Origin of the sequence: Streptococcus suis, assembly GCF_046032115.1 — a bacterium.
Taxonomy (GTDB): Bacteria; Bacillota; Bacilli; order Lactobacillales; family Streptococcaceae; genus Streptococcus; species Streptococcus suis_AJ.
Genome location: NZ_JARQOZ010000017.1, coordinates 1 through 23,985 on the forward strand (window position 1 = coordinate 1; position 23,985 = coordinate 23,985).

A 23,985-nucleotide genomic window follows, 5' to 3' on the forward strand; every position below is an offset into this window, starting at 1 on the left:
CACTTGACAAGTAACAAAGAAGGCTTCCACTATGGAACTGACGAAGTGAAAGGTCAAGTTGCGGAAGGTACTAAGTCTATTACCTATGTTTACGAAGAAGTGAATACTCCAACCGAAGATAAGAAAACAGGTAGCGTCCTTGTTCGTCACATCACTGATAAAGGTGAGGTTCTTGCGGATACAACAGATGTCGTTCGTGATGGTGAGGTAGGTTCGACCTATGAAACAAGCGTAGGTAACTTCGAAGGCTATACATTTGTTAAAGTTGATGAAACAGGTGCAACACCAACAGGTGAAGTTGAAGAAGGTGAGAAGACTGTAGTTTACATCTATACTAAAGTTGAAACACCAGACCCAGTTGAGAAGAAAACAGGTAGCGTCCTTGTTCGTCACATCACTGATAAAGGTGAGGTTCTTGCGGATACAACAGATGTCGTTCGTGATGGTGAGGTAGGTTCGACCTATGAAACAAGTGTAGGTAACTTCGAAGGCTACACATTTGTTAAAGTTGATGAAACAGGTGCAACACCAACAGGTGAAGTTGAAGAGGGTGAGAAGACTGTAGTTTACATCTATACTAAAGTTGAAACACCAGTTGTTAAGACAGGTTCAGTTGTAGCTCGTTACGTTATCGAAGGTACAGAGACTGAAATCGCAGACGATAAGTCAGTTAAACCAACCGATACACCAGTCGATGAGCCATATGGTGACACACCTCCAACTACAATTTCATTTGGTGGTAAGACTTATACACTTGTACGCACTCGTACAAATGAAGGTGATGCCCCAAGCAACGGTACAGTTGTAGAAGGTGAACAAACTATCACTTATGAGTATAAAGAAGTTGTTGATACACCAGACCCAGTTGAGAAGAAAACAGGTAGCGTCCTTGTTCGTCACATCACTGATAAAGGCGAAGTTCTTGCGGATACAACAGATGTCGTTCGTGATGGTGAAGTAGGTTCAATCTATGAAACAACAGTTGGTAATTTCGAAGGCTACACATTTGTTAAAGTTGATGAAACAGGTGCAACACCAACAGGTGAAGTTGAAGAGGGTGAGAAGACTGTAGTTTACATCTATACTAAAGTTGAAACACCAGTTGTTAAGACAGGTTCAGTTGTAGCTCGTTACGTTATCGAAGGTACAGAGACTGAAATCGCAGACGATAGGTCAGTTAAACCAACCGATACACCAGTCGATGAGCCATATGGTGACACACCTCCAACTACAATTTCGTTTGGTGGTAAGACTTATACACTTGTACGCACTCGTACAAACGAAGGTGATGCCCCAAGCAATGGTACAGTTGTAGAAGGTGAACAAACTATCACTTATGAGTACAAAGAGAAAGTTGAAACACCAGACCCAGTTGAGAAGAAAACAGGTAGCGTCCTTGTTCGTCACATCACTGATAAAGGTGAGGTTCTTGCGGATACAACAGATGTCGTTCGTGATGGTGAGGTAGGTTCGACCTATGAAACAAGCGTAGGTAACTTCGAAGGCTATACATTTGTTAAAGTTGATGAAACAGGTGCAACACCAACAGGTGAAGTTGAAGAGGGTGAGAAGACTGTAGTTTACATCTATACTAAAGTTGAAACACCAGTTGTTAAGACAGGTTCAGTTGTAGCTCGTTACGTTATCGAAGGTACAGAGACTGAAATCGCAGACGATAAGACAGTTAAACCAACCGATACACCAGTTGATGAGCCATATGGTGACACTCCACCAGCTACTATCACAAAAGATGGTAAGACTTACGAGCTTGTTCGTACACGTACTAACGAAGGTGATGTCCCAGAAAACGGCGTTGTAAAAGAAGGCGAGCAAACTATCACTTACGAGTACAAAGAGAAAGTCGAAACACCAGTTGTTCCACCAGTTGTTGAAAAACAAGGTAAAGTAATTGTTCATTATGTTGATGAAAATGGTAATGTTATCAAGACACCAGTAGTTGATACTGAGAACGGTACAGTGGGCGGAGACTACGATACTTCAGACAATCGTCCAAAAGTGATTGTATTCAATGGAAAACGTTACATTCTTGTAGAATCTCGTATTCCAAATAATGCAAAAGGTAAAGTAGTTGAAGGTGAAACTCATGTAACTTACGTTTATAAGCAAGAAAATGAGGAGCCAACAACACCGGTGACTGAGACAACAAAAGTAACACCTAAGACAAGCGCAATCTTGCCAGAAACAGGTGAAAGCACATCTGCACTTGCATTGGTAGGTTTAGCTTTGTTGGGTACAGTTGCAGTGGCGTCACGTCGTCGCAAAGAAAAATAGTAGTAATTTAGTAAGATTTGCAACATATCAAGCTAAATTGGGTGTATCATTTCTCTTGTCAATTGGTAAAAATTTAATCAAAAGTATTGACAAAGATTGATGGATGCCGTATAATCGTCTGTAATCAGAAGAAGTAGTAAAGCAGAAGTCTTCAGGGAGCCCATGGTGCTGAGAATGGGTGGCGGAGTTTTATGAAATGGGCTGATGTGCAGAATTGTCTGTTTCCAGACTTAGATGCACAACGATTGTTTGGTGTAATATACTTTGCGTAGACTGTTTTGGGCTGAGTACGAGGCAGTTCAACGCAGCTTATACTGGCAGTATAGCAAGGAGAGCTAACGAAGTAACTAGCCAAATCAATCACGCAAATGAACTTAAAACAATGATAGTTCGGTTGGCACACCTTACAGTGCAACTCCTTGTTAGAGGAGATGAGATATGGGAGGATTCTAGACAATTCCCATAAGTGAGGTGGCACCGTGTCATTGACGCCCTCGCAGGTTGGTTTTTCCTGCGGGGGCTTTTTCATTGTCTTCGTAGATTGCTTTTATATTGCGTCACGTTCGGCTTGCCTAACTTGAGTTATGTCTGCGCCTCCGTTCCTAATCTAAAAGCAATCTACTTTGACAATTATTAACAAAACGAGGTAATCAAGATGAAACGATGGCGATGGTGGAATAAAATATTGATGATATAGAGATTGGATAGTGTGTATTTTTAAAGGAGAATGAATATGTTGAAAAATAAAAACTTACTTGCTACAATTATTGCCCTTACTGTTATGGTAGTTGCTGCCCTGTTTTTGACGCAAAAAGAGCAGAGCAGTCAGTCTGCTAGCTCTGAAAAAGTTAAAATTGGTGTTCTGCAGTTTGTGACCCATGATTCACTAGATGAGATTTACAAGGGAATTAAGGCTGGACTAGAAGAAGGCGGCTATTCAACGACGGATAATCTGGAGATTGATTTTATGAATGCTGAGGCTGACCAGTCCCAAGTTCAGACCATGAGTAAAAAATTGGTGGACAATGGCAATGAGCTTTTGATTGGGATTGCAACACCTGCTGCACAAGGATTGGCAAATGCGACGACAGAGTTACCAATCATCATGGGGGCTGTAACGGACCCAGTTGGTGCAAACTTGGTATCTGACTTGAAAAATCCTGGTGGAAATATCACAGGGGTATCTGACCAAACACCAGTAGCAGATGCAGTTTCTCTCATCAAAGAAATCACACCAGATGCAAAAACAATCGGTGTCCTCTATTCTTCTAACGAAGATAATTCAAAAATTCAAGTAGCAGAATTTAAGGCTGCAGCGGAAGAGGCTGGTTACACTGTTCTGGAGTATGCAGTGGCTTCAAGTAATGAATTGGCTTCTACAGTAGAAGTAGCAACCAGCAAGGCAGATGTTCTCTTCACACCAGTGGACAATACGGTCGCATCAGCCTTTTCAACAGTCGTTTCTGTAGCCAATAAAACCAAAACTCCGATTTTCACCAGTGTAGAAGACATGGTAGAGGGCGGCGGCATCGCATCTGTTACCCTTAGCCAATATGACTTAGGTGTGGCAACTGGTAAAATGGCTGCGAAAATCTTAGACGGTGCAAATCCAGGGGATACACCAGTCCAAATCTTCAATGAAGGTACTATTGTAGTCAACCAGAAAGTCGCAAAAGAATTAGGTATTACTTTGTCAGATGATGTAATTAATCAGGCAAGTAAGGTTATTGAATAAAACAAAGGAAAGTTATGATTGTATCAACAGTTTCACAGGCTCTCTTATGGGCTGTATTAGGAATGGGAATATTTGTCACCTTTCGGATATTGAATTTCCCGGATATGACGACAGAGGGCTCTTTTCCACTGGGAGGAGCAGTTGCAGTGACCTTGCTGACACAGGGAGTTCATCCTGTCTTGGCAACGCTAGTAGCCGTTTTTGCAGGTAGCTTGGCAGGTTTGGTCACAGGCTTACTCTATACCAAGGGAAAAATTCCTACATTATTGGCAGGTATTTTGGTCATGTCTTCCTGTCACTCCATTATTCTCTTTATCATGGGACGGGCAAATTTAGGTTTGTTAAATACTAGTCGTTTACAGGACTTGCTTCCGTTTTCAGAGCAGGTGAATGGTCTATTGCTTGGCTTGGGCAGTATTGCCCTTGTCATTGCTAGTTTGATGTTCTTCCTTTATACCCGACTTGGGCAGGCATTTATTGCAACGGGGGATAATCCAGATATGGCTCGCAGTTTTGGTATCAATACTAGTCGAATGGAATTATTAGGCTTAGTCCTCTCCAATGGGATCATCGCTCTTGCGGGTGCCTTGATTGCCCAACAAGAAGGCTATGCGGATGTGTCACGTGGTATTGGGGTCATCGTGGTTGGTATGGCTAGTCTGATTATCGGTGAGGTCTTGTATGGAAATCTGACCATGTTGGAACGTTTCTTGGCCATTGCAGTGGGAGCTATCTTCTATCAATTTTTGATTTTGGTGGTTATTTCCCTCGGTATCAATACCAGCTATCTCCGCATCTTCTCAGCCATGATTTTGGCTGTCTGCCTCATGGTTCCTGAGTTGAAAAATAAAGTCTTGAAAGGAGCTAGCCTGTCACGATGAAAGCAATTGTTGAATTAAAAAATGCCACCAAGGTGGTGACAAACGGTTTTGATGAAGAACGTGTGATTTTGGACAATGTCAATTTGACCATCTATCAAGGTGATTTTATTACCATTTTGGGTGGAAATGGGGCTGGGAAGTCAACCCTCTTTAATGCCATTGCTGGAACCCTACCCTTGACTAGTGGTTCAGTCCATATTCTTGGTGAGGACGTGACTAACTGGCCTGCAGAAAAGCGGGCAAAATATCTGGCCCGTGTGTTCCAAGATCCTAAAATGGGAACTGCTCCTAGGATGACAGTGGCAGAAAACCTACTTATAGCTAAGTATCGTGGCGAGGGACGGGGCTTGGTGCCACGCAGATTGGCCCAGCAGACAGAAGAATTGGCCCAGCTTTTGCCGAGAGTGGGAAATGGTCTGGAAAAACATCTGGATACGCCAGCAGGGCTTTTATCGGGTGGTCAACGACAAGCATTGAGTTTGTTGATGGCGAGTTTGAAACAGCCTGAACTTTTACTCTTGGATGAGCATACCGCAGCCCTTGACCCCAAAACCAGTCAATCCTTGATGCAGTTAACGGATGAATTGATTGCGACCAAGGGAATGACGGCTCTCATGGTCACTCATCAAATGGAAGATGCTCTCCGTCACGGCAATCGCTTGATTGTCATGAAAAATGGTCAGATTATTCAGGACCAAACGGCAGAGGAAAAATCCAAGATGAAACTGGAAGATTATTATAAGTTGTTTGATTAAAGTCTGGAGCAATCCAGGCTTTTAATATATCTTAAATTTTAGGAAGAACCGATATCTTAATACCAAACTGTAACTAGAATTTAATATGATGTGAGCTCTGTTGAATTTTAGCAGAGTTTTTGTAAATTTTCTTGAAAAAATGTATAATAGAAGCGATAGCTATTTAGGAATTTCTATTCAAAAGCTGCTTTGATGGCTGAATAAAATTTTGAACCAAAGTGTGCCTTTTGCAAATAGAGCTCCGACATAGCAGACTGTAATTCGACTTGGGCATCCCAAGGACCGTTGGTAAGAAAAAATAAGGTGGACACCTGTGGGATGTCCCAAAAAGGAGAAAAAATGAGTAGCATAAAAATCATGGCTCTCGGTGGGGTACGTGAAAATGGAAAAAACCTCTATATTGCCGAAGTAAATGAGCATATTTTTGTCTTGGATGCGGGAGCGAAGTATCCAGAAAATGAGCAGCTTGGTGTAGATGTGGTTGTTCCCAACTTTGATTATTTGGAAGAAAACAAGCACCGTGTGGCTGGGGTCTTTTTGACACATGGACATGCAGATTCGATTGGGGCCTTACCCTATCTTTTAGAGAAAGTAAAAGTACCTGTTTTTGGATCACACCTGACCATTGAATTGGCGAAATTGATTGTCAAGAACAATAATGCAACCAAGAAATTTAATGATTTCCATATTATCAATGCGGAAACGGAGATTGACTTCGGGGATTCTGTAGTTTCCTTCTTTAAAACGACTCACTCTATTCCAGAGAGTTTGGGGATTGTTGTCAAGACGGACCAAGGAAATATCGTCTACACAGGTGATTTCAAATTTGACCAGGCTGCAGATAAATTCTATCGTACGGACTTTGGTCGTTTGGCAGAAATTGGCTCTGAAGGAGTTTTGGCCCTCTTATCCGACTCTGCTAATGCGGATAGCAATGTCCAAGTAGCTAGCATGCATGAGGCTGGTGAAGAAATTCTCAATACCATTGCTGACTGTGAAGGACGTGTCATCGTGGCTGCCGTAGCGAGTAACATCGTCCGCATCCAGCAGATTTTTGATGCAGCAGAGGCAACAGGACGCCGAGTTGTTTTGACGGGTCATGATGTGGAAAATATTGTCCGTACCGCTATCCAATTGAAAAAACTTCGTTTGGTTAGCGAACGTCTATTGGTTAAACCAAAGGATATGGGTAAGTATGAAGACCATGAATTGATTATCTTGGAAACCGGTCGTATGGGTGAGCCCTTGAATGGTCTACGCAAGATGGCTATTGGTCGCCACCGCTATGTTGAAATCAAGGACGGTGATTTGGTCTACATCGTTACCACACCAAGCGTTTCTAAAGAGGCAGTGGTGGCTCGTGTCGAAAACTTGATTTACAAGGCTGGTGGAACGGTCAAATCTATTACCAAAAACCTGCGTGTATCTGGTCACGGTAATGCGCGTGATTTGCAGCTCATGCTCAATATCCTGCGTCCTAAGTACCTCTTCCCAGTTCAAGGAGAGTACCGTCAGCTAGATGCCCATGCCAAGGCTGCGCTTGAAATAGGCATGTTCCCAGAAAATATTATCATCGTTAAACGTGGGGATGTCATGGCTTATGAAGATGGTGATTTTGTCCATAGCGGAGCGGTTCCTGCTGGTGATGTCATGATTGACGGAAATGCCATGGGAGATGTTGGAAATATTGTTCTTCGTGACCGTAAAATCCTCTCAGAAGATGGTATCTTTATCGTAGCCATTACTGTCAACCGACGTGAGAAGAAAATCATTTCCAAGGCCAAGGTCAATACGCGTGGGTTTGTCTATGTTAAGAAGAGCAAGGACATCTTGCGTGAGGCTTCTGAATTAGTGAATACAACGGTAGAAAACTACTTTACAAAGGATAGCTTTGATTGGACAGAACTCAAGAGTGCTGTTCGCGATGATCTAGCGAAATTCCTTTTCGACCAGACCAAACGTCGCCCAGCTATTTTGCCGGTGATTATGGAAGTAAAATAAGTGAATAGTTTGTGAAGAGCCGAGTGGAACTCAGGCTCTTTACCATAAGGAGAACATTTATGGCAATAATGAAAATTGAATACCATTCAGAAGTGTTGGATATGTCTAGACAGGTTACGGTCTTGTATCCAGATCGCAATCGTGTGGAAAATCCTGATGACAACGACATTCCTGTCCTATATCTTTTGCACGGTATGGGAGGAAATCAGGATTCCTGGCTGAATCGTTCTACAGTGGAACGGTTGGTTCGCTATACCAATCTTATCGTGGTTATGGTCAATACAGATAAAGGCTGGTATACCAATACCACCTATGGCATGAATTATTATGATGCTATTGCAGTAGAGTTGCCTCAAATTCTCAAACGATTTTTCCCAAATATGTCTGACAAGCGGGAGAAGAATTTTATCGCTGGTTTGTCTATGGGTGGTTATGGGACCTTCAAGATTGCCATGATGACCAATCGTTTTTCACACGCAGCTTCGCTTTCAGGAGCTTTACAAGTTGATTTCTCCAGTCCATCTGCCTTGGAATTAGGTAGTTCTGCCTATTGGAAAGGTGTGTTTGGAGATTTTGATGACCCAGAAAATCCAAATCTTCTGACCAATATTTGTCAACTGTCGGACAAGAAGACCAAGTTCTTTGCCTGGTGTGGTGAGGAAGATTTTCTTTTTGAAGGTCATCAAAAGGCAGTTGGAGAGCTGAAAGAGCTAGGATTTGATATCGAAGCGAGTTTCGGTCCTGGCAAACATGAGTGGTATTACTGGAACCAACAGATTGAAAAAGTATTGGCTTGGCTGCCGATTGAATTCAAATTGGAAGAAAGATTATCTTAGATTTTAAGAAAAGTTTCAGAAAAGTACACTATACTGAAATCTATTTCGAGAGAGAGGTATAGTGTATGACTTTTATTACTAATTTCTTTAAGTTTATTTGGCGGACATTTTGGAGTTTGGTCTGGCTTTCCATGGTCATCATTGCTTGCGGCTTGGGGCTATTGTTTTATTTCCAACAAGAAGCAGTACCACAGATGTTGCAAACCTTGGCTCAGGAAGTTCAACTGATGGTTAAAGGTCAGTCCGAAGTGGCGATTGAAGAGGGTGTTGATACTATTAAGCACCTGACGACGGATACAGTCAATACAGCAGACCATGGCCGTTGGGAAAGCAATACTGCGACTGTTTACATTGAAACCCAGAACCCGACTTTTGTGGCTGCCTATGAGACAGCCATTGCAAATTGGAATGCGACGGGTGCCTTTACCCTTGTCCTTACTACTGACCCAAGTCAGGCCGATATTATTGCAACAGAGATGAATGATGGGAATACCCAGGCAGCAGGTGAGGCCAATTCAACAACAAATTTATTGACCAATTATTATAGTTCTGTGACGGTACGATTGAATAGTTATTATTTATTGAATGATGAATATGGTTATGATATGGATCGAATCATCCATACTGCGGAGCATGAATTGGGCCATGCCATTGGTTTAGATCATGACGATAGTCAAACATCTGTCATGGAATCAGCAGGGTCAAATCATGGTATCCAGCAAGCTGATATTGATGCTCTGGTGGCCTTGTACTCAGAATAGAGGAGAATCATGTTACGAACAATTGTGAACGCAGCAAAACGTTACCCAGAGCAAGCCTTGCTATTCATTTATAATGCAGGAATTTTTGCTTGGTTGCAATCGACCAGTCGTTCAATTATGGAACAAATTGGTATAGATAGTAGTTGGTTTGATAAAATTCCCGAACCAATTAAGGCCTGGACAGGTGCCAGCCTAGAGAGCATGCAGACCTTACTCAATTCTTCTGCTTGGGGCTGGCTGATTGTATCGATGATTTTGATGATGGTCATCCGCTTTGTTAAGGGCTTGATCAAGTTTGTCATCATGCTGATTATTATCGGTGGTGGTCTTTATCTGCTCTGGCAGAATAAGGAATTGCTCAACGGTTTGGTCTAAATATTTTTTGAGAAGGACAGTGACGGTAAAGTCACTGTTTTTTTGTTGAAATCAGAAAAAGGATTCATCACGGTTAACCTAAATTATGGTACAATATTTTTATGATTATTCTAAGTGGAAACAAGATTGAACGCTCTTTTGCGGGCGAAGTTTTATTTAACAATATCAACATTCAGGTCGACGAGCGAGATCGGATTGCCCTTGTCGGAAAAAATGGGGCGGGCAAGTCCACCCTGCTCAAAATTCTTGTCGGAGAAGAAGCTGCGACTAGCGGTGACATTTCAACCAAGCGTGATTTGTCCCTTTCTTATCTGGCACAGGACAGCCGTTTTGAGTCGGAAAATACCATTTACGATGAAATGCTCCATGTCTTTGATGACCTGCGGATGACGGAGAAACGTTTGCGGTCTATGGAAGAGCAAATGGGCAGTTTGTCTGGTAATGAACTTGACCAGCTCATGACGACCTACGATAGTCTGTCGGAAGAATTTCGTCTGGCAGGTGGTTTTAACTACGAGGCGGACATTCGTGCTATTTTGAACGGTTTCAAGTTTGACCAAACCATGTGGGACATGAAAATCTCCGAACTCTCAGGCGGTCAGAATACTCGTCTTGCACTGGCAAAAATGCTTCTTGAAAGCCCAGAGCTATTGGTGCTGGATGAGCCGACCAACCACCTGGACATTGAAACCATTGCGTGGCTGGAAAACTACCTCGTGCATTACAAAGGAGCCTTGATTATTGTCAGCCATGACCGCTATTTCTTGGACAAGGTGGCGACACTGACACTGGATTTGACCAAGCATTCCTTGGACCGTTATGTGGGTAATTATTCTCAGTTTGTCGAGCTCAAAGAGCAGAAGTTGCAAACGGAATTGCAAAACTATGAAAAGCAGCAGAAGGAAATTGCCAAACTAGAAGACTTTGTCCAGAAAAATATTGTCCGTGCTTCGACCACCAAGCGTGCTCAGGCTAGACGCAAGCAGTTGGAAAAGATGGAGCGACTGGACAAGCCAACAACTGGTCAGAAGTCTGCCAACATGACTTTCCAGTCGGACAAGACTTCTGGCAATATTGTCTTGACAGTGGAAAATGCTGCGGTGGGTTACGATGGAGACATTCTCTCTCAGCCTATTTCCATTGACCAACGGAAACTTGATGCCATTGCCATAGTCGGTCCGAATGGAATCGGAAAAACAACCCTGCTCAAGTCCATCATCGGAGCTCTGCCATTTATCAAAGGAGAAGCCAAGCTCGGTGCCAATGTGGAAGTGGGCTACTACGACCAGACCCAGTCAGCCCTGACGCCATCGAACACCGTTTTGGAGGAGCTCTGGTCAGCCTTTCCGACCACGCCTGAAGTGGAGATCCGCAACCGCCTTGGAGCCTTTCTCTTCTCAGGTGATGATGTCAAAAAGTCCGTGTCCATGCTGTCTGGTGGGGAAAAAGCCCGCCTGCTCCTCGCCAAGCTGTCCATGGAAAACAACAACTTCCTCATCCTTGACGAGCCGACCAACCACCTGGACATCGACAGCAAGGAGGTCCTGGAAAATGCCCTCATCGACTTTGATGGCACCCTACTCTTTGTCAGCCACGACCGCTATTTCATCAACCGCGTCGCCACCAAGGTCCTTGAAATCTCGGAAATGGGCTCCACGCTCTACTTGGGCGACTATGATTATTATCTGGAGAAAAAGGTAGAGCTGGAAGCAGAAGTCCAGCCTGACCAGCAAGAAAGCACTAGCCAATCAGCCGGAGCCATGGACTACCAAGCCCAAAAGGAAAACCAAAAAGAACAACGCAAACTGGCCCGCCGCATCGAGCAAATCGAGGCAGAAATCGACAGCATCGAAATCCGCCTGAGCGAGCTCAATCAAGCCATGCTAGAAACCAATGACATCGGCCAGTTGACTGATTACCAGAAAGAAATCGACCAACTGACAGCCCAACAAGAAAGCCTCATGGAAGAATGGGAAGCATTATCGGAACAGATGGGCTAGGTTGACAAGAAGTTGACACTAGCCAAAAAACCTTGATAAATCAAGCCTGCAAGCAGGTCTTGCGAGGGAAAAAAGTCTGCTGCAAAATTCTCTTGCGGTCAAAAATGCCTGAGCAAGCCAGCCTTTCTTGGCAAACATCGACCGACAAGCTAAGATAAAGTCAGGACCTGCTAGACAGGGCCTAGAAAGGAGAACGAAATGAACTTTGGACAAGAAATCAAAGACTTACGTAAGAAGGAAGGCTTGACCCAAGAACAGTTTGCCCTCAAACTCAATGTGACCAGGCAGGCCGTTTCCAACTGGGAAAATGACAAAAACCTACCCGACTTGGAACTCTTGATTCTCATGTCCTCTGTCTTTTCAATCTCCCTAGATCAACTTATCTTAGGAGGAACTGACATGAACAACATGACAGAAAAACTAGTCAAGGACGGTCGCGAAGGCCGCCGTACCCAGATGCACCTGACCATTACCATTATCGGAAGCTTTCTCATGGTCTTAGGATTTGTCTGCTTTCTCATCAAGGCCAATTCCGTCGAATATGTCGATGCCAACGGCATCCTGCATGAAAATTTCTACCTGCTCCCAGTCGGCTACTTGCTGGTCTTTACAGGAGCCATTGCCACGCTCCTATCAGGACTAGCCCTGCACCGCTTTAGAAAAGAAAATACCTAACATGACCAAACATCCACGTTTTAGCAATAGCGACCAATTTTTCGCCTGTCCACATTGTGGGCAGGCTCTTGGTCTTGACCTCAACAGCCTCCGCTGCCCCAACCGCCACACCTTCGACATCGCCAAGCAGGGCTACGTCAATCTGGCACCCCAGGTCAAGCAGTCCGCCAACTACCACAAGTCTAGCTTTGAAAACCGCCAGGCCTTTTTGGAGGCGGGCTATTACGATCATCTCTATGAGGCTTTGGAGGGGAAAATAGCAGAGCTGGGCTTACAGTCGGTCTTGGACATCGGCTGTGGGGAGGGCTTTTATTCTCGCAGATTAGCCGAGAAAATGGACTTAGATATTCTTGCTTTTGATATTTCCAAGGATTCCATACTTCTAGCAGCCAAAACAGACAGCACTAAGTCGGTCAAATGGTTTGTCGGTGACTTGACCAAGTTGCCCATTCAAGACAAGACCGTTGACGGCATCTTGGATATCTTTTCCCCAGCTAATTATCAGGAGTTTGCCAGAGTGCTGAAAGCTGGTGGGGCTATTCTAAAATTAGTCCCTGGACCCAATCACCTTAAGGAGCTCCGCCATTTAGCCAAAGACCAACTTCGCAAGGAATCCTATGATAACCAGGATATTGTGGACCATTTCAGATCTTACCTAGGGCAGGTGGAGCAAGTGCTGGTCAGCAGGACCTTGCCGATTACAGCCGCCCATGCTCAAGTCTTGGCAGACATGACGCCCCTCTTTTTCCAAGTGGACCAGTCTAAGTTGGATTTGAGCCAGTTGACCGAGATTACTGTGGAGGCTGTGCTTTTGGTAGGAACGATATAAAAATGAAACCGCCTCTGATTTCAGAAGCGGTTTTGCTTTATTTCTCATACTCTTCGAAAATCAAAGTCAGACGTTGTTGACTTGATTTGATGAACTTCAGTTCTATCTGCACCTGCGTCGCCTAGTCTGATTCTGATTTTCATTGAGTATCAAATTCTGCCTTACTTTTTACATCGCCGTATTCTTCAGCGACTTCTTTGCTGAGGATGTCAGCGTAGCTGGCAAGTTGGATGTCTTGTCCGTATTTTTTACGGAGGGCAGTAGTGACCAAGCGGTAGGCCAGGTTGGCATTGCGGGACAGGATTGGTCCGTGGAAGTAGCTGCCGAAGGTGTTTTTGTAGTGCAGGCCTTCGCCACCGTCTTCCTTATTGTTGCCATTACCATAGACAACCTTGCCCAGCGGTTTTTGGTTGTCAGCTAGGAAGGTACGGCCTTGGTGGTTTTCAAAACCATAGTAGGTTTCGTTGAATTCATCATTGTGAATTTTGATGTCACCGATGTAGCGGTTGTTGGTCTGGTTAAGGGTGTAGTGGTCCATGATACCCAGTCCATCAATCTTGCGGCCGCCAGCTTCGATGTAGTATTGACCGAGCAATTGGAAGCCACCACAGATAGCCAGCATGACACCGTCGTTTTCGATGAAGTCTGCCAGGCTGTCTTTTTTAGTCGGTAAATCCTTAGCCAAAACGGATTGTTCATAGTCCTGACCACCACCGAAAAAGGCGATGTCGTAGAAATCCTTGTCAAATTCATCTGTCAATGAAACGATGTCCACCTGAACACGAACCCCCAGCTTTTCAGCCACATACTTGAGCATGAGGATATTGCCATTGTCACCGTAGGTGTTCATCAAATCGCCGTAGAGGTGAGCGATGTGGAGATCATAAGTGTAGTCTTTTTCAGGACTTTTTAATGACGTATAGACCATTATTTCATCTCCTTTCCAACGGCTTGGCGTTGAGCCAGCAAGTCACGGAATTCCAGCATCGCCGTATAGGTTGCGAGGATATAGGCATGCTGACTGCTAGATTGCTCAATCAAGGTCATGATGTCTTCTAGTTTTGGCGTTTCAGTAATCTGGTCCTCTGGATAGCCAGTCACACGGAGGCGACGGGCAATTTCAGACGAGCGAACACCGCCTGCAAAGACTTGTGGAATGTCCATTTGAGTGATTTGTTCAAAGTCGGCGTCCCAAATCCAGCTGGTATCAATTCCATCAGCGTAGTTGGCATTGAGAAGGACAGACAGGCTAAAATCGTAAGGAGCCAGTTTCATCATTTCAATAGCCTGGGTTGCACCGACAGGATTTTTAATCAAGACCAGAGTACAATCTTTATCGCCCAATTTAAAGGTTTCTTGGCGACCAAATACTGCCTTGGACTTGTCAAATCCTGCCTTGATTTTCTCAGGAGATACGCCGAAAAATTCTGCCACGCTGACAGCTGCTAGGGCATTGTAGATATTGTAAAGCCCACCGATGTTGATTTTGTAATCCTGACCGTCAATGGCAAAGGTAGAAGAAGTATTAGTAATTTCCTTCAACTCTGTTAACTTGTAGTCCAGCTCAGGTCGGCTAAAGCCACAGTTGTTACAGATATAGCTACCCAAGTTAGCGTAGGTATTGAGCTTGTACTGGATAATCTGGTGGCAATGCGGGCAGAGGACACCCTCGGTATTGTAATGGGCCAGACGAGGCTCATGCTCTTCCGTCGCAAAACCGTAGTATTTTACTGGATTGATAACGTTCGTCGAGTTGAAAAGCGGGCTGTCACCGTTGGCCAAAATAGTTGCCTGAGGTGCCTTGGCAGCCCCGTCCAAAATCATCTGGTAGGTGGTATAAATCTCGCCGTAACGATCCATCTGGTCGCGGAAGATATTGGTGAAGACAATCAGGCTAGGCTTGATAAAGTCGGTCACACGGGCCAGGCTGGCCTCGTCAATCTCCAAGACGGCAATCTTCTTGCCGTTTTTGTTTTTCTTGGCAGATAAAAAGGTGGCTGTAATCCCTGTAATCATATTGGCGCCACTGGTATTGGTCGTAATTTCGCCAAAGGCTTCTTGGAGGATGCCAACTGTCAGGGCGGTGGTCAGGGTCTTACCGTTAGTACCTGTCACAACAACGACTTCATAATCCTTAGCCAAACTATCTAAAATATGTTTATCGAATTTGAGGGCAATTTTTCCAGGCAGGGTAGTACCACGTCCTAGTTTTTTCAAAATGAACTGGGAACTTTTTCCTGCTAGAATACCCAAAGCTGTATTTATTTTCATGGGACTATTTTATCACAAAGGTCACTGATTTTCTAGAATGGAGTATGTTGGAACGTGATATATTCCTGCAGTAAATCTGTAATATTTTTAACAGGAAGGTCACTATTTTCTAAAGAAAAGGGGAAAAAATATGGTATAATGAGTACATTACCATGTATGTGTTAGAAAGTATGAGAATGCTATGTTAAACCTAAACCAGTTGCTGGATGCTGGGTATTGGTCAAGTTTGATTGCTAGTCCATGGACAGCAATTTTACATTTGATCGACATCAGTATCGTTGTTTATTTAATTTATAATTTTAGTAAGGCCATTGCTGGTACGAAGATTATGACCCTGATCCGAGGGGTATTTCTCTTTATTATTGTCCAGATTATAGCTAGTTTATTCGGTCTGCAGACGATTGCTTGGCTGATTAATCAAGTAATCACGTATGGAGTTATTGCAGCAGTAGTTATTTTTGCACCAGAGTTGCGTGCCATGCTTGAAAAACTCGGCAGGACAACTCAAATTTTTGGGGCAAATACTGTGAGTGCAGAAGAAAAGCTGATTGTTGCTTTTCTCAAATCTGTTGCTTATATGTCTCCGCGTAAAATTGGTGCACTTGTGGCAGTAGAACAAGCCCAAACATTACAAGAATATAGAGCAACGGGGATTCCTCTCAATGCGGATATATCTCAGGAATTATTAATAAATATTTTCATCCCGAATACACCGTTACACGATGGGGCCGTAATTGTCAAGGAAGACAAAGTAGCGGTTGCTTGTGCTTATTTGCCCCTGTCAGAGAGCGCAGGAATTTCAAAGGAATTTGGAACACGACACCGTGCAGCCATTGGCTTATCGGAGGTATCTGATGCGTTTGTGTTTATTGTTTCTGAAGAAACTGGCAGTATCTCTATTGCACGAAATGGGATATTCAAACATGACTTGACTTTGGATGAGTTTGAAGCAGAGTTGCGAGCGACTTTTATTTCTGAAAATGTAGAGAAAAAGTCCATCTGGAAGCGATTAGGAGGTGGCAAACATGAACGATAAGTTTAAAGCTGTAGGTCACTTAGCCCTATCTATTTTTCTAGCATTGTTGCTCTTTTTCTATGCAACAACCACCAACTATAAAAATTCAGAATCAGCTGCACAGAACACAGAGTCAGAAACCTATGTTCACACACTGAACAATGTACCGATTGAAATTGAATATGATACAAACAAGTATTTTATTTCTGGATTTTCTTCGACGGTGGCAGTTGAATTAAGGGGCTCTAATCGTGTTCTCCTACAGAGAGAATCAGATGAGTCAACTCGGACTTTTCAAGTGACTGCGGATTTGAGAGAGTTGAGTGATGGGACACAAACTGTCAAGCTACAATTGACCAATTTGCCGGCAGGAGTGAGTGCGACACTAGCACCAGATGCGATTACCGTCAAGATTGGTAAAAAAGTTAGCAAGGCATTCCCAGTAGCAGGTCGAGTCTATAGTAATCAATTGGCAGAAGGTTACAGTCTGTCTAAGGTTTCAGTCAACGTAGATACCGTTAAAGTGACAACGGATGAAGAAACAATGGCTAAGATTGATCGGGTCGAAGCTGTTGCGATGGATGTGAGCAATCTGTCTGAGAATTATAGTGGCACAGCTAAATTACAGGCTGTAGACAGCGATGGCAATGTCTTGCCAGTTGTACTGTCTCAGACGGAAGCAAATATGCAAATTATACTTACAAAAACAAAATAAGAGGTTATGAAAATGGGTAAATATTTTGGGACAGATGGTGTCCGTGGAGAAGCAAACGTAGAATTAACGCCAGAATTAGCATTCAAATTGGGTCGTTTTGGTGGTTATGTCCTTAGCCAGCATGAGACGGATGTTCCTCGTGTCTTTGTGGCGCGTGACACACGTATCTCAGGTCAAATGTTAGAGGCTGCCTTGATTGCAGGACTTCTATCAGTAGGGATTCATGTGTATAAATTGGGAGTTTTGGCGACACCGGGTGTTGCTCACCTAGTCAAAACTGAAAAAGCAAGTGCAGGTGTCATGATTTCTGCAAGTCATAACCCAGCGCAAGATAACGGTATCAAATTCTTTGCTGGTGATGGTTTCAAATTGGATGATGTATTGGAAGCGGAAATTGAGGCTCTTCTTGACGCTGAGGAAGACACATTGCCACGCCCATCTGCTCAAGGTTTAGGAGATGTGGTAGAATATCCAGAAGGTCTACGTAAATACCAGCAATTCTTGGTGTCAACTGGTACAGATTTGGACGGTATGAAAGTTGCACTTGATACAGCTAATGGTGCAGCCTCAACTTCTGCCCGTCAGATTTTTGTAGATTTGGGAGCAGATTTGACAGTAATGGCTGAAAAGCCAGATGGCTTGAATATCAATGAGGGGGTTGGTTCAACTCATCCTGAAAAATTGCAAGAACTGGTCAAGGAAACAGGTAGTCAAATTGGACTTGCCTTTGATGGTGACAGTGACCGCTTGATTGCTGTCGATGAAAATGGTGACTTGGTCGATGGCGACCGTATCATGTACATCGTTGGCAAGTACTTGGCAGACAAGGGCTTGCTTGCTAAAAATACCATTGTGACAACTGTCATGTCCAATCTTGGTTTCCATAAGGCTTTGGATCGTGAAGGTATTGAAAAAGCTGTGACCGCAGTTGGTGACCGTTATGTGGTTGAAGAAATGCGCAAGGAAGGCTACAATGTCGGTGGTGAGCAATCAGGACATGTGATTCTGATGGATTATAACACCACAGGCGATGGTCAGTTGACCGCTGTGCAATTGACCAAAATCATGAAAGAAACTGGTAAGAAGTTGTCAGAATTGGCAGCAGAAGTGACCATTTACCCACAAAAATTGGTCAATATCCGTGTGGAAAACAGCATGAAAGACAAGGCTATGGAAGTACCTGCTATTGTAGCTATCATTGAAAAAATGGAAGCAGAAATGGCTGGCAACGGTCGTATCTTGGTTCGCCCAAGTGGTACTGAGCCCCTCTTGCGTGTCATGGCAGAAGCGCCAACGGATGCTGAAGTCGATTACTACGTGGACACCATTGCAGATGTGGTTCGTGCAGAAATCGGAATTTAAGCAGAAATCAATCATTGGTTAAGATGATTTCATTGTCTTGAACCACCAGATTGATTAGGTGGCTAGTAGTTCCACTCAAGACTGCGAAAATAAATGTAAAAACTGGGGTTCGTTACTCCAGTTCTTTGATGTTGTGAGGAAATTATGAGTATTTTAGAAGTAAAGAATTTGAGTCATGGTTTTGGTGACCGTGCGATTTTTGAGAATGTCTCCTTCCGTCTCTTGAAAGGGGAGCACATCGGTCTTGTCGGTGCCAATGGTGAAGGGAAATCGACCTTCATGTCTATCGTGACAGGTCAGTTGCAGCCAGATGAAGGTAAGGTTGAATGGTCACGTTATGTAACAGCAGGTTATTTAGACCAGCATGCTAAACTAGAAAAAGGTCAATCAGTCCGTGATGTCTTGCGGACAGCATTTGATGAACTTTTCAAGACAGAAGCTCGTATCAATGATATTTACATGTCTATGGCAGAAGAGGGTGCCGATATGGATGCTCTCATGGAAGAGGTTGGTGAGCTGCAAGACCGTCTGGAAAGCCGTGATTTCTATACGCTTGATGCCAAGATTGACGAAGTAGCGCGTGCGCTTGGTGTCATGGACTATGGCATGGACAAGGATGTGACAGAGTTATCAGGTGGTCAACGGACTAAGGTTCTTTTGGCAAAATTGCTCTTGGAAAAACCTGACATCTTGCTTTTGGATGAGCCGACCAACTACTTGGATGCAGAGCATATTGACTGGCTCAAACGCTACTTGCAGAACTATGAAAATGCCTTTGTCTTGATTTCGCACGATATTCCTTTCTTGAATGATGTGATTAACATTGTCTACCATGTGGAAAATCAGCTCTTGACTCGTTACACGGGCGATTACTATCAATTCCAAGAAGTCCATGCCATGAAGCGGGCTCAGTTAGAGGCTGCCTACGAACGCCAGCAGAAAGAAATCGCAGACTTGCAGGACTTCGTTAACCGTAACAAGGCCCGTGTTGCGACTCGAAACATGGCCATGTCTCGTCAGAAGAAGCTGGATAAAATGGAGATTATCGAGCTTCAAGCAGAGAAACCAAAGCCGTCCTTTGATTTCAAAATGGCTCGAACTCCAAGTCGCTTTATCTTCCAAACAACTGATTTGGAAATTGGTTATGACCGTGTATTGACACGTAAACCGCTCAATCTGACCTTTGAACGCAACCAGAAGATTGCCATTGTCGGTGCCAACGGTATCGGTAAATCTACTCTTCTTAGAAGTTTGCTGGGGATTATTCCACCGCTGGGCGGTTCTGTGGAGCGTGGGGAGTATTTGGAACTAGGCTATTTCGAGCAAGAAGTAGCTGGTGGCAATCGTCAGACCCCTCTGGAAGCTGTTTGGGATGCCTTTCCTGCTCTGAACCAAGCGGAAGTGCGTGCCGCCTTGGCTCGTTGCGGTCTGACTTCCAAGCATATCGAAAGCCAGATCCAAGTCCTTTCCGGTGGTGAACAGGCTAAAGTTCGCTTCTGCCTACTCATGAACCGTGAAAACAATGTGCTGGTCCTTGACGAGCCGACCAACCACTTGGATGTGGATGCCAAGGACGAACTCAAACGTGCCCTTCAAGCCTATAAGGGCTCAATTCTCATGGTCTGCCACGAGCCTGATTTCTATGAAGGCTGGGTGGACGATGTATGGGACTTTAACGACTTGACTTAAGGAACTAGCTATCGAAAGGTAGCTTTTTCTTTGTGCTTATACTATAATAGAATGAGCATAGTAAAGGAGGTAAAAATATGAAAAGAATAGAACGAGGTCAGATTTGCTAGGCCTCTCCAGAGGAGATAAGAATGACAGATTATGTACACTACAATCAAGACCGTTGGAATCGAGTTTCAGCTAAACAGGGAAATGCCTATACGGTTCCGCTCAGTCATGAGGAATTTCTTCTTGTCAAAGACAAGCCCTTATCTGTTTCCCTGACGGTTGGAAAGACGGTGCCGCTTGACTGGTTTGAAAAGGCCCAAGGCAAGAAATTGTTGGGGCTGGCCTGTGGTGGTGGTCAACAGGGACCGATGTTTGCGGCTCACGGTTACCAAACGACCATTATGGATTTTTCCAAGGAACAGTTGGACAAGGATCGCTTGGTTGCGGAGCGGGAAAATCTGAACTTGCAGACGGTACAGGCAGATATGACACAGCCTTTTCCTTTTGAAGACGAGAGTTTTGACATCATTTTTTGCCCTGTTTCAAATGTCTATATCGAAGACCTAGAAAATATGTGGCAGGAGTCTTATCGGGTTTTGAAAAAAGGTGGACTGCTCATGGTCGGTTACATGAACCCTTGGATTTATATCTTTGATGCTGATGATGTTTGGGAGCATCCAGACAAGACCTTGATTCCAAAGTACAGCCTGCCTTTCAATGCACGACAATTAGAAGAAGCAGGACAAATCGCGATTGACCCAGAATATGGCTATGAATTTAGTCACACCTTAGAAGAACAGATTGCTGGGCAATTACGAGCTGGTTTTGCCATGATTGATTTTTATGAATCCAAAGACAGTCGCAATCGCTTGACTCAATTTGCCTCAGATTATATAGCGAATTTATCGATAAAGTGGTAGGCAATACTTCTGACAGAAAGTATTTTAACAGGGCTAGTTAGATAAGTACTAGTCCTATTTTTGAGCTATTGTCAATGGATGAGATGAGCCTAAATCGTTGAATAAAAAACTTGGAAACGCTTGCATTTTGTAATTAGGATTGATGTAATGAAAGAAAAAACAGGAGGTTTTCAAATGAAAACGAAATTACTGCTTGGCGTAGCCCTTCTTAGTGTCGGTCTATCGGTGGCTCCTCCTACAATAGTAGAGGTTGAAGCACAGACGACTCACGTTTCAGATCCAGCTCTACGCAATAGTTATCCATATAATTTATCTCATTATTTGGAAGTAAATGTTGGTTCCGGTCAAACCAAAAAAGGTTCAGCCATTCTGATAGCTCCGAATACTTTATTAACCGTAGCTCATGTAGTGGCTGATGATGGGACTGGACGTGTGACTAGCCAAACTTGGTCTGGAAATGCTGTTTGGGGTGATGCTTCACCATATTATGAACTGTCAGAAATTAAGAGAACCAATACCTTCAATCCCTTCATTCCGATGCCAGGATATGGTGGAACATGGGATGCTAGTCGTGATGTAGCCCTTGTGAAAATCACCACCCCTAGCAGAAAAACACAGACAGCCAATACGGCAAATGCTCGGCTAGGAATTTACCGTAACACCTATGACCTAGTTGGCCGCCAATTTCTAATGGTCAGCAACAGCATTAATCTCTACGGACGTTGGGAATACGAATATGGAACCATTACGGAAGTCCGTTATGACGGTTTGCTTCAAACCAATATCACAGGTGTTAAGGGGCAATCCGGCTCGCCTGTTGTTGTAGACGGTCGCATTATCGGTGTCGTATCCAATATTGATTCTAATTCAAAAATCGTTATTACTCCGTTGACTATGGAGATGAAAACACAATTATTTGATAAGAATGGTATCAAAAATATTGATATTTACTAGTGATATTCTTGAGTCATCAAAGTCCTGCTTTACTGATAAGGCAGGGCTTTTAATTGCAATCCTAACACATTTTTCGCACATAAAAAAATGATAGGTCAATGTTACCTAGCTATCATTTGAAATAAAAGTAAGTAGTGGAGTCATCTGTTTAGGTAAAAAAATGATTGCGTAAATCGTTGAGGTCTGGGCAGTAAGTAGATAAAGCTTATAAAGTATTTTGTTTTGATTACAGATGTATATTTATTCGTAAAAATATGGGCGCCACACATAGATTGCATCATGCAGAAAATAGATTTTAGAAGCGAAGGCTATTGACCTGACTGGATTTTTCTGCTATGATTGAAAAATGTTTGTTTGGAGGTAAATGAGTGAATAAAATAATATCTGTATGGAAAAAAATGAATTTAATCCGAAAAATTGGAATTGGTGTTGTTTTGGGAGTGTTACTAGGCTTAATTGCTCCAAAAATAACAGTCATTGCTCTCTTTGGTAGTCTATTTGTAGGAGCATTGAAAGCTATAGCTCCTCTTTTGGTTCTGACACTAGTTGCGCATGCTCTATCACAAGCTCCTGCTGGTCAAAAATCGAATATGAGGACAGTTATCTGCTTGTATCTATTTGGCACTTTTGCTGCGGCCTTCATTGCTGTAGGAGCAAGCTATTTATTCCCTATTAAACTGGTTCTCTCTACTACAACGACTACGGACATTACTCCTCCACAAGGGATTGCTGAAGTATTCCAAGACCTCTTGTTGAAGGTCGTTGACAATCCAATCAATGCACTTGCAACGGCTAATTATATTGGTGTTTTGACATGGGCGGCAGTGTTTGGCTTGGCCTTTCGTCATGCAAGCAAGACAACAAAAGATTTATTACAATCTGCTGCGGAAGTGACTTCTAAAGTTGTAGGCTGGATTATTGGTCTGGCACCATTTGGTATCATGGGCTTGGTTTTCTATACCATTGCAAATAATGGTCTGACAGCTTTAAAAGACTATGGTTTACTGCTCTTACTCTTGGTTGGAAGCATGGTTTTTGTCGCGCTTGTTGTCAATCCCTTGATTGCTTTTCTTGTAATGAAGAAAAATCCTTACCCGCTGGTGTTTGAATGTCTTCGGGTTAGTGGGGTTACGGCATTTTTTACAAGAAGTTCAGCAGCTAATATCCCTGTCAATATGCAGCTCTGCAAACGTTTAGGAGTGGATCCAGATACATACTCAGTATCCATTCCGCTCGGTGCCACAATTAATATGGCTGGCGCGGCTATTACGATTAATATTTTAACAATGGCAGCTGTTCATACACTTGGCATCAGTGTTGATTTCAGCTCAGCTCTTCTTTTATCCGTTGTTGCATCACTATCAGCAGCAGGAGCATCTGGGGTAGCAGGTGGCTCGCTTCTCCTCATCCCAGTAGCATGTAGTCTTTTTGGCATTCCAAATGAGTTAGCCATGCAAGTAGTTGGAGTCGGATTTGTGGTCGGAGTGATTCAGGACTCTTGTGAAACAGCCCTCAACTCATCAACCGATGTTTTGTTTACAGTTGTAGCAGAACGATCTGCTTGGAAAAAATAGAAAGAAGTTGGGAGACCAACTTTTTTTCTTCGCTTTACTTCTGAAATCTCTTTCATTTTGTGATAAAATAGACTTACTTTAATCTAGTCTTTTGGTTTACTTTTATTACTAGCTTCAAAGGTTCGGGGAACCTTTGAAGGTTGGAAATGAAACAAACGAAGTTTGAGTCAAAACAGTCATAGTAGTGACTGTTGAAGGTTGGAAATGAAACAAACAGAGTTTGTGTCAACAACTGTTCGGGGAACCTTTGAAGGTCGGAGATGAGACAAACGAAGTTTGTGTCAAAACAGTCATAGTAGTGACTGTTGAAGGTTGGAAATGAAACAAACAGAGTTTGTGTCAACAACTGTTCGGGGA

The 23,985-nt window shown here is 43.4% G+C and carries 20 protein-coding genes; 18 read left to right on the forward strand and 2 right to left on the reverse strand.

Going from position 1 to position 23,985, the window contains the following annotated elements:
- The 11 genes from P7J36_RS06495 to P7J36_RS06545 form a co-directional block, all read left to right on the forward strand.
- The coding region (locus tag P7J36_RS06495) for a MucBP domain-containing protein (RefSeq protein WP_408551579.1) at positions 1 to 2,292 on the forward strand (2,292 nt) is incomplete at its 5' end.
- A 736-nt stretch (positions 2,293 to 3,028) separates the two neighbouring features.
- On the forward strand, positions 3,029 to 4,027 hold the full coding sequence (gene trpX / locus P7J36_RS06500; RefSeq protein WP_408551580.1) for a tryptophan ABC transporter substrate-binding protein: 999 nt from the start codon (positions 3,029 to 3,031) through the stop codon (positions 4,025 to 4,027).
- Between the two features lie 14 nt (positions 4,028 to 4,041).
- Positions 4,042 to 4,908 (forward strand): ABC transporter permease, encoded by an 867-nt coding sequence (locus tag P7J36_RS06505; RefSeq protein ID WP_408551578.1) that lies wholly within the window; start codon positions 4,042 to 4,044, stop codon positions 4,906 to 4,908.
- Positions 4,905 to 5,663: an ABC transporter ATP-binding protein gene (locus P7J36_RS06510; RefSeq protein ID WP_398582451.1), complete on the forward strand. Its 759-nt coding sequence runs from the start codon at positions 4,905 to 4,907 to the stop codon at positions 5,661 to 5,663. The genes P7J36_RS06505 and P7J36_RS06510 overlap by 4 nt, the downstream gene beginning before the upstream one ends.
- A gap of 339 nt (positions 5,664 to 6,002) precedes the next feature.
- On the forward strand, positions 6,003 to 7,664 hold the full coding sequence (locus P7J36_RS06515; RefSeq protein ID WP_408551577.1) for a ribonuclease J: 1,662 nt from the start codon (positions 6,003 to 6,005) through the stop codon (positions 7,662 to 7,664).
- Between the two features lie 59 nt (positions 7,665 to 7,723).
- Entirely contained in the window at positions 7,724 to 8,500 is a 777-nt protein-coding gene (locus P7J36_RS06520; RefSeq protein ID WP_408551576.1) for an alpha/beta hydrolase, read from the forward strand.
- A 65-nt stretch (positions 8,501 to 8,565) separates the two neighbouring features.
- Positions 8,566 to 9,261, forward strand: coding sequence for a M57 family metalloprotease (locus P7J36_RS06525; RefSeq protein ID WP_408551575.1), 696 nt, complete (start codon positions 8,566 to 8,568; stop codon positions 9,259 to 9,261).
- 9 nt (positions 9,262 to 9,270) lie between these two features.
- Entirely contained in the window at positions 9,271 to 9,636 is a 366-nt protein-coding gene (locus P7J36_RS06530; protein WP_408551574.1) for a hypothetical protein, read from the forward strand.
- A gap of 101 nt (positions 9,637 to 9,737) precedes the next feature.
- Positions 9,738 to 11,636, forward strand: coding sequence for an ABC-F family ATP-binding cassette domain-containing protein (locus P7J36_RS06535; protein WP_408551573.1), 1,899 nt, complete (start codon positions 9,738 to 9,740; stop codon positions 11,634 to 11,636).
- Positions 11,637 to 11,834: 198 nt separating this feature from the next.
- Entirely contained in the window at positions 11,835 to 12,311 is a 477-nt protein-coding gene (locus tag P7J36_RS06540; protein WP_408551572.1) for a helix-turn-helix domain-containing protein, read from the forward strand.
- Between the two features lies 1 nt (position 12,312).
- Entirely contained in the window at positions 12,313 to 13,140 is an 828-nt protein-coding gene (locus tag P7J36_RS06545; RefSeq protein ID WP_408562438.1) for a putative RNA methyltransferase, read from the forward strand.
- Between the two features lie 139 nt (positions 13,141 to 13,279).
- Here the strand turns inward: P7J36_RS06545 and gatD are convergent, their stop codons facing one another.
- Complete coding sequence (gatD, locus tag P7J36_RS06550) at positions 13,280 to 14,068, reverse strand: lipid II isoglutaminyl synthase subunit GatD (RefSeq protein WP_408551570.1); 789 nt, start codon at positions 14,066 to 14,068, stop codon at positions 13,280 to 13,282.
- Entirely contained in the window at positions 14,068 to 15,411 is a 1,344-nt protein-coding gene (gene murT / locus P7J36_RS06555; RefSeq protein WP_172061718.1) for a lipid II isoglutaminyl synthase subunit MurT, read from the reverse strand. Before murT ends, gatD begins: the two co-directional genes overlap by 1 nt.
- 181 nt (positions 15,412 to 15,592) lie before the next feature.
- On the opposite strand from murT, the gene cdaA reads away from it, so the two are divergent.
- The 7 genes from cdaA to sstT all read left to right on the forward strand — a co-directional run bounded on the left by cdaA (position 15,593) and on the right by sstT (position 23,628).
- Positions 15,593 to 16,447 carry a diadenylate cyclase CdaA gene (cdaA, locus tag P7J36_RS06560; protein ID WP_408551569.1) on the forward strand — a complete coding sequence of 285 codons (855 nt, stop codon included), beginning with the start codon at positions 15,593 to 15,595 and terminating at the stop codon, positions 16,445 to 16,447.
- Entirely contained in the window at positions 16,437 to 17,141 is a 705-nt protein-coding gene (locus tag P7J36_RS06565) for a CdaR family protein (protein WP_024399761.1), read from the forward strand. Before cdaA ends, P7J36_RS06565 begins: the two co-directional genes overlap by 11 nt.
- Before the next feature lie 12 nt (positions 17,142 to 17,153).
- The gene (gene glmM, locus P7J36_RS06570) at positions 17,154 to 18,503 is read left to right on the forward strand and encodes a phosphoglucosamine mutase (RefSeq protein WP_408551568.1); all 1,350 of its coding nucleotides are present in this window, start codon (positions 17,154 to 17,156) and stop codon (positions 18,501 to 18,503) included.
- Positions 18,504 to 18,647: 144 nt separating this feature from the next.
- Positions 18,648 to 20,192: an ABC-F family ATP-binding cassette domain-containing protein gene (locus tag P7J36_RS06575; protein ID WP_408551567.1), complete on the forward strand. Its 1,545-nt coding sequence runs from the start codon at positions 18,648 to 18,650 to the stop codon at positions 20,190 to 20,192.
- Positions 20,193 to 20,323: 131 nt separating this feature from the next.
- On the forward strand, positions 20,324 to 21,100 hold the full coding sequence (locus P7J36_RS06580) for a class I SAM-dependent methyltransferase (protein WP_408551566.1): 777 nt from the start codon (positions 20,324 to 20,326) through the stop codon (positions 21,098 to 21,100).
- A 174-nt stretch (positions 21,101 to 21,274) separates the two neighbouring features.
- Positions 21,275 to 22,054 carry a trypsin-like serine peptidase gene (locus tag P7J36_RS06585; RefSeq protein WP_408551565.1) on the forward strand — a complete coding sequence of 260 codons (780 nt, stop codon included), beginning with the start codon at positions 21,275 to 21,277 and terminating at the stop codon, positions 22,052 to 22,054.
- A 368-nt stretch (positions 22,055 to 22,422) separates the two neighbouring features.
- On the forward strand, positions 22,423 to 23,628 hold the full coding sequence (sstT, locus tag P7J36_RS06590) for a serine/threonine transporter SstT (protein ID WP_408551564.1): 1,206 nt from the start codon (positions 22,423 to 22,425) through the stop codon (positions 23,626 to 23,628).
- Positions 23,629 to 23,985 lie beyond the last annotated feature (357 nt).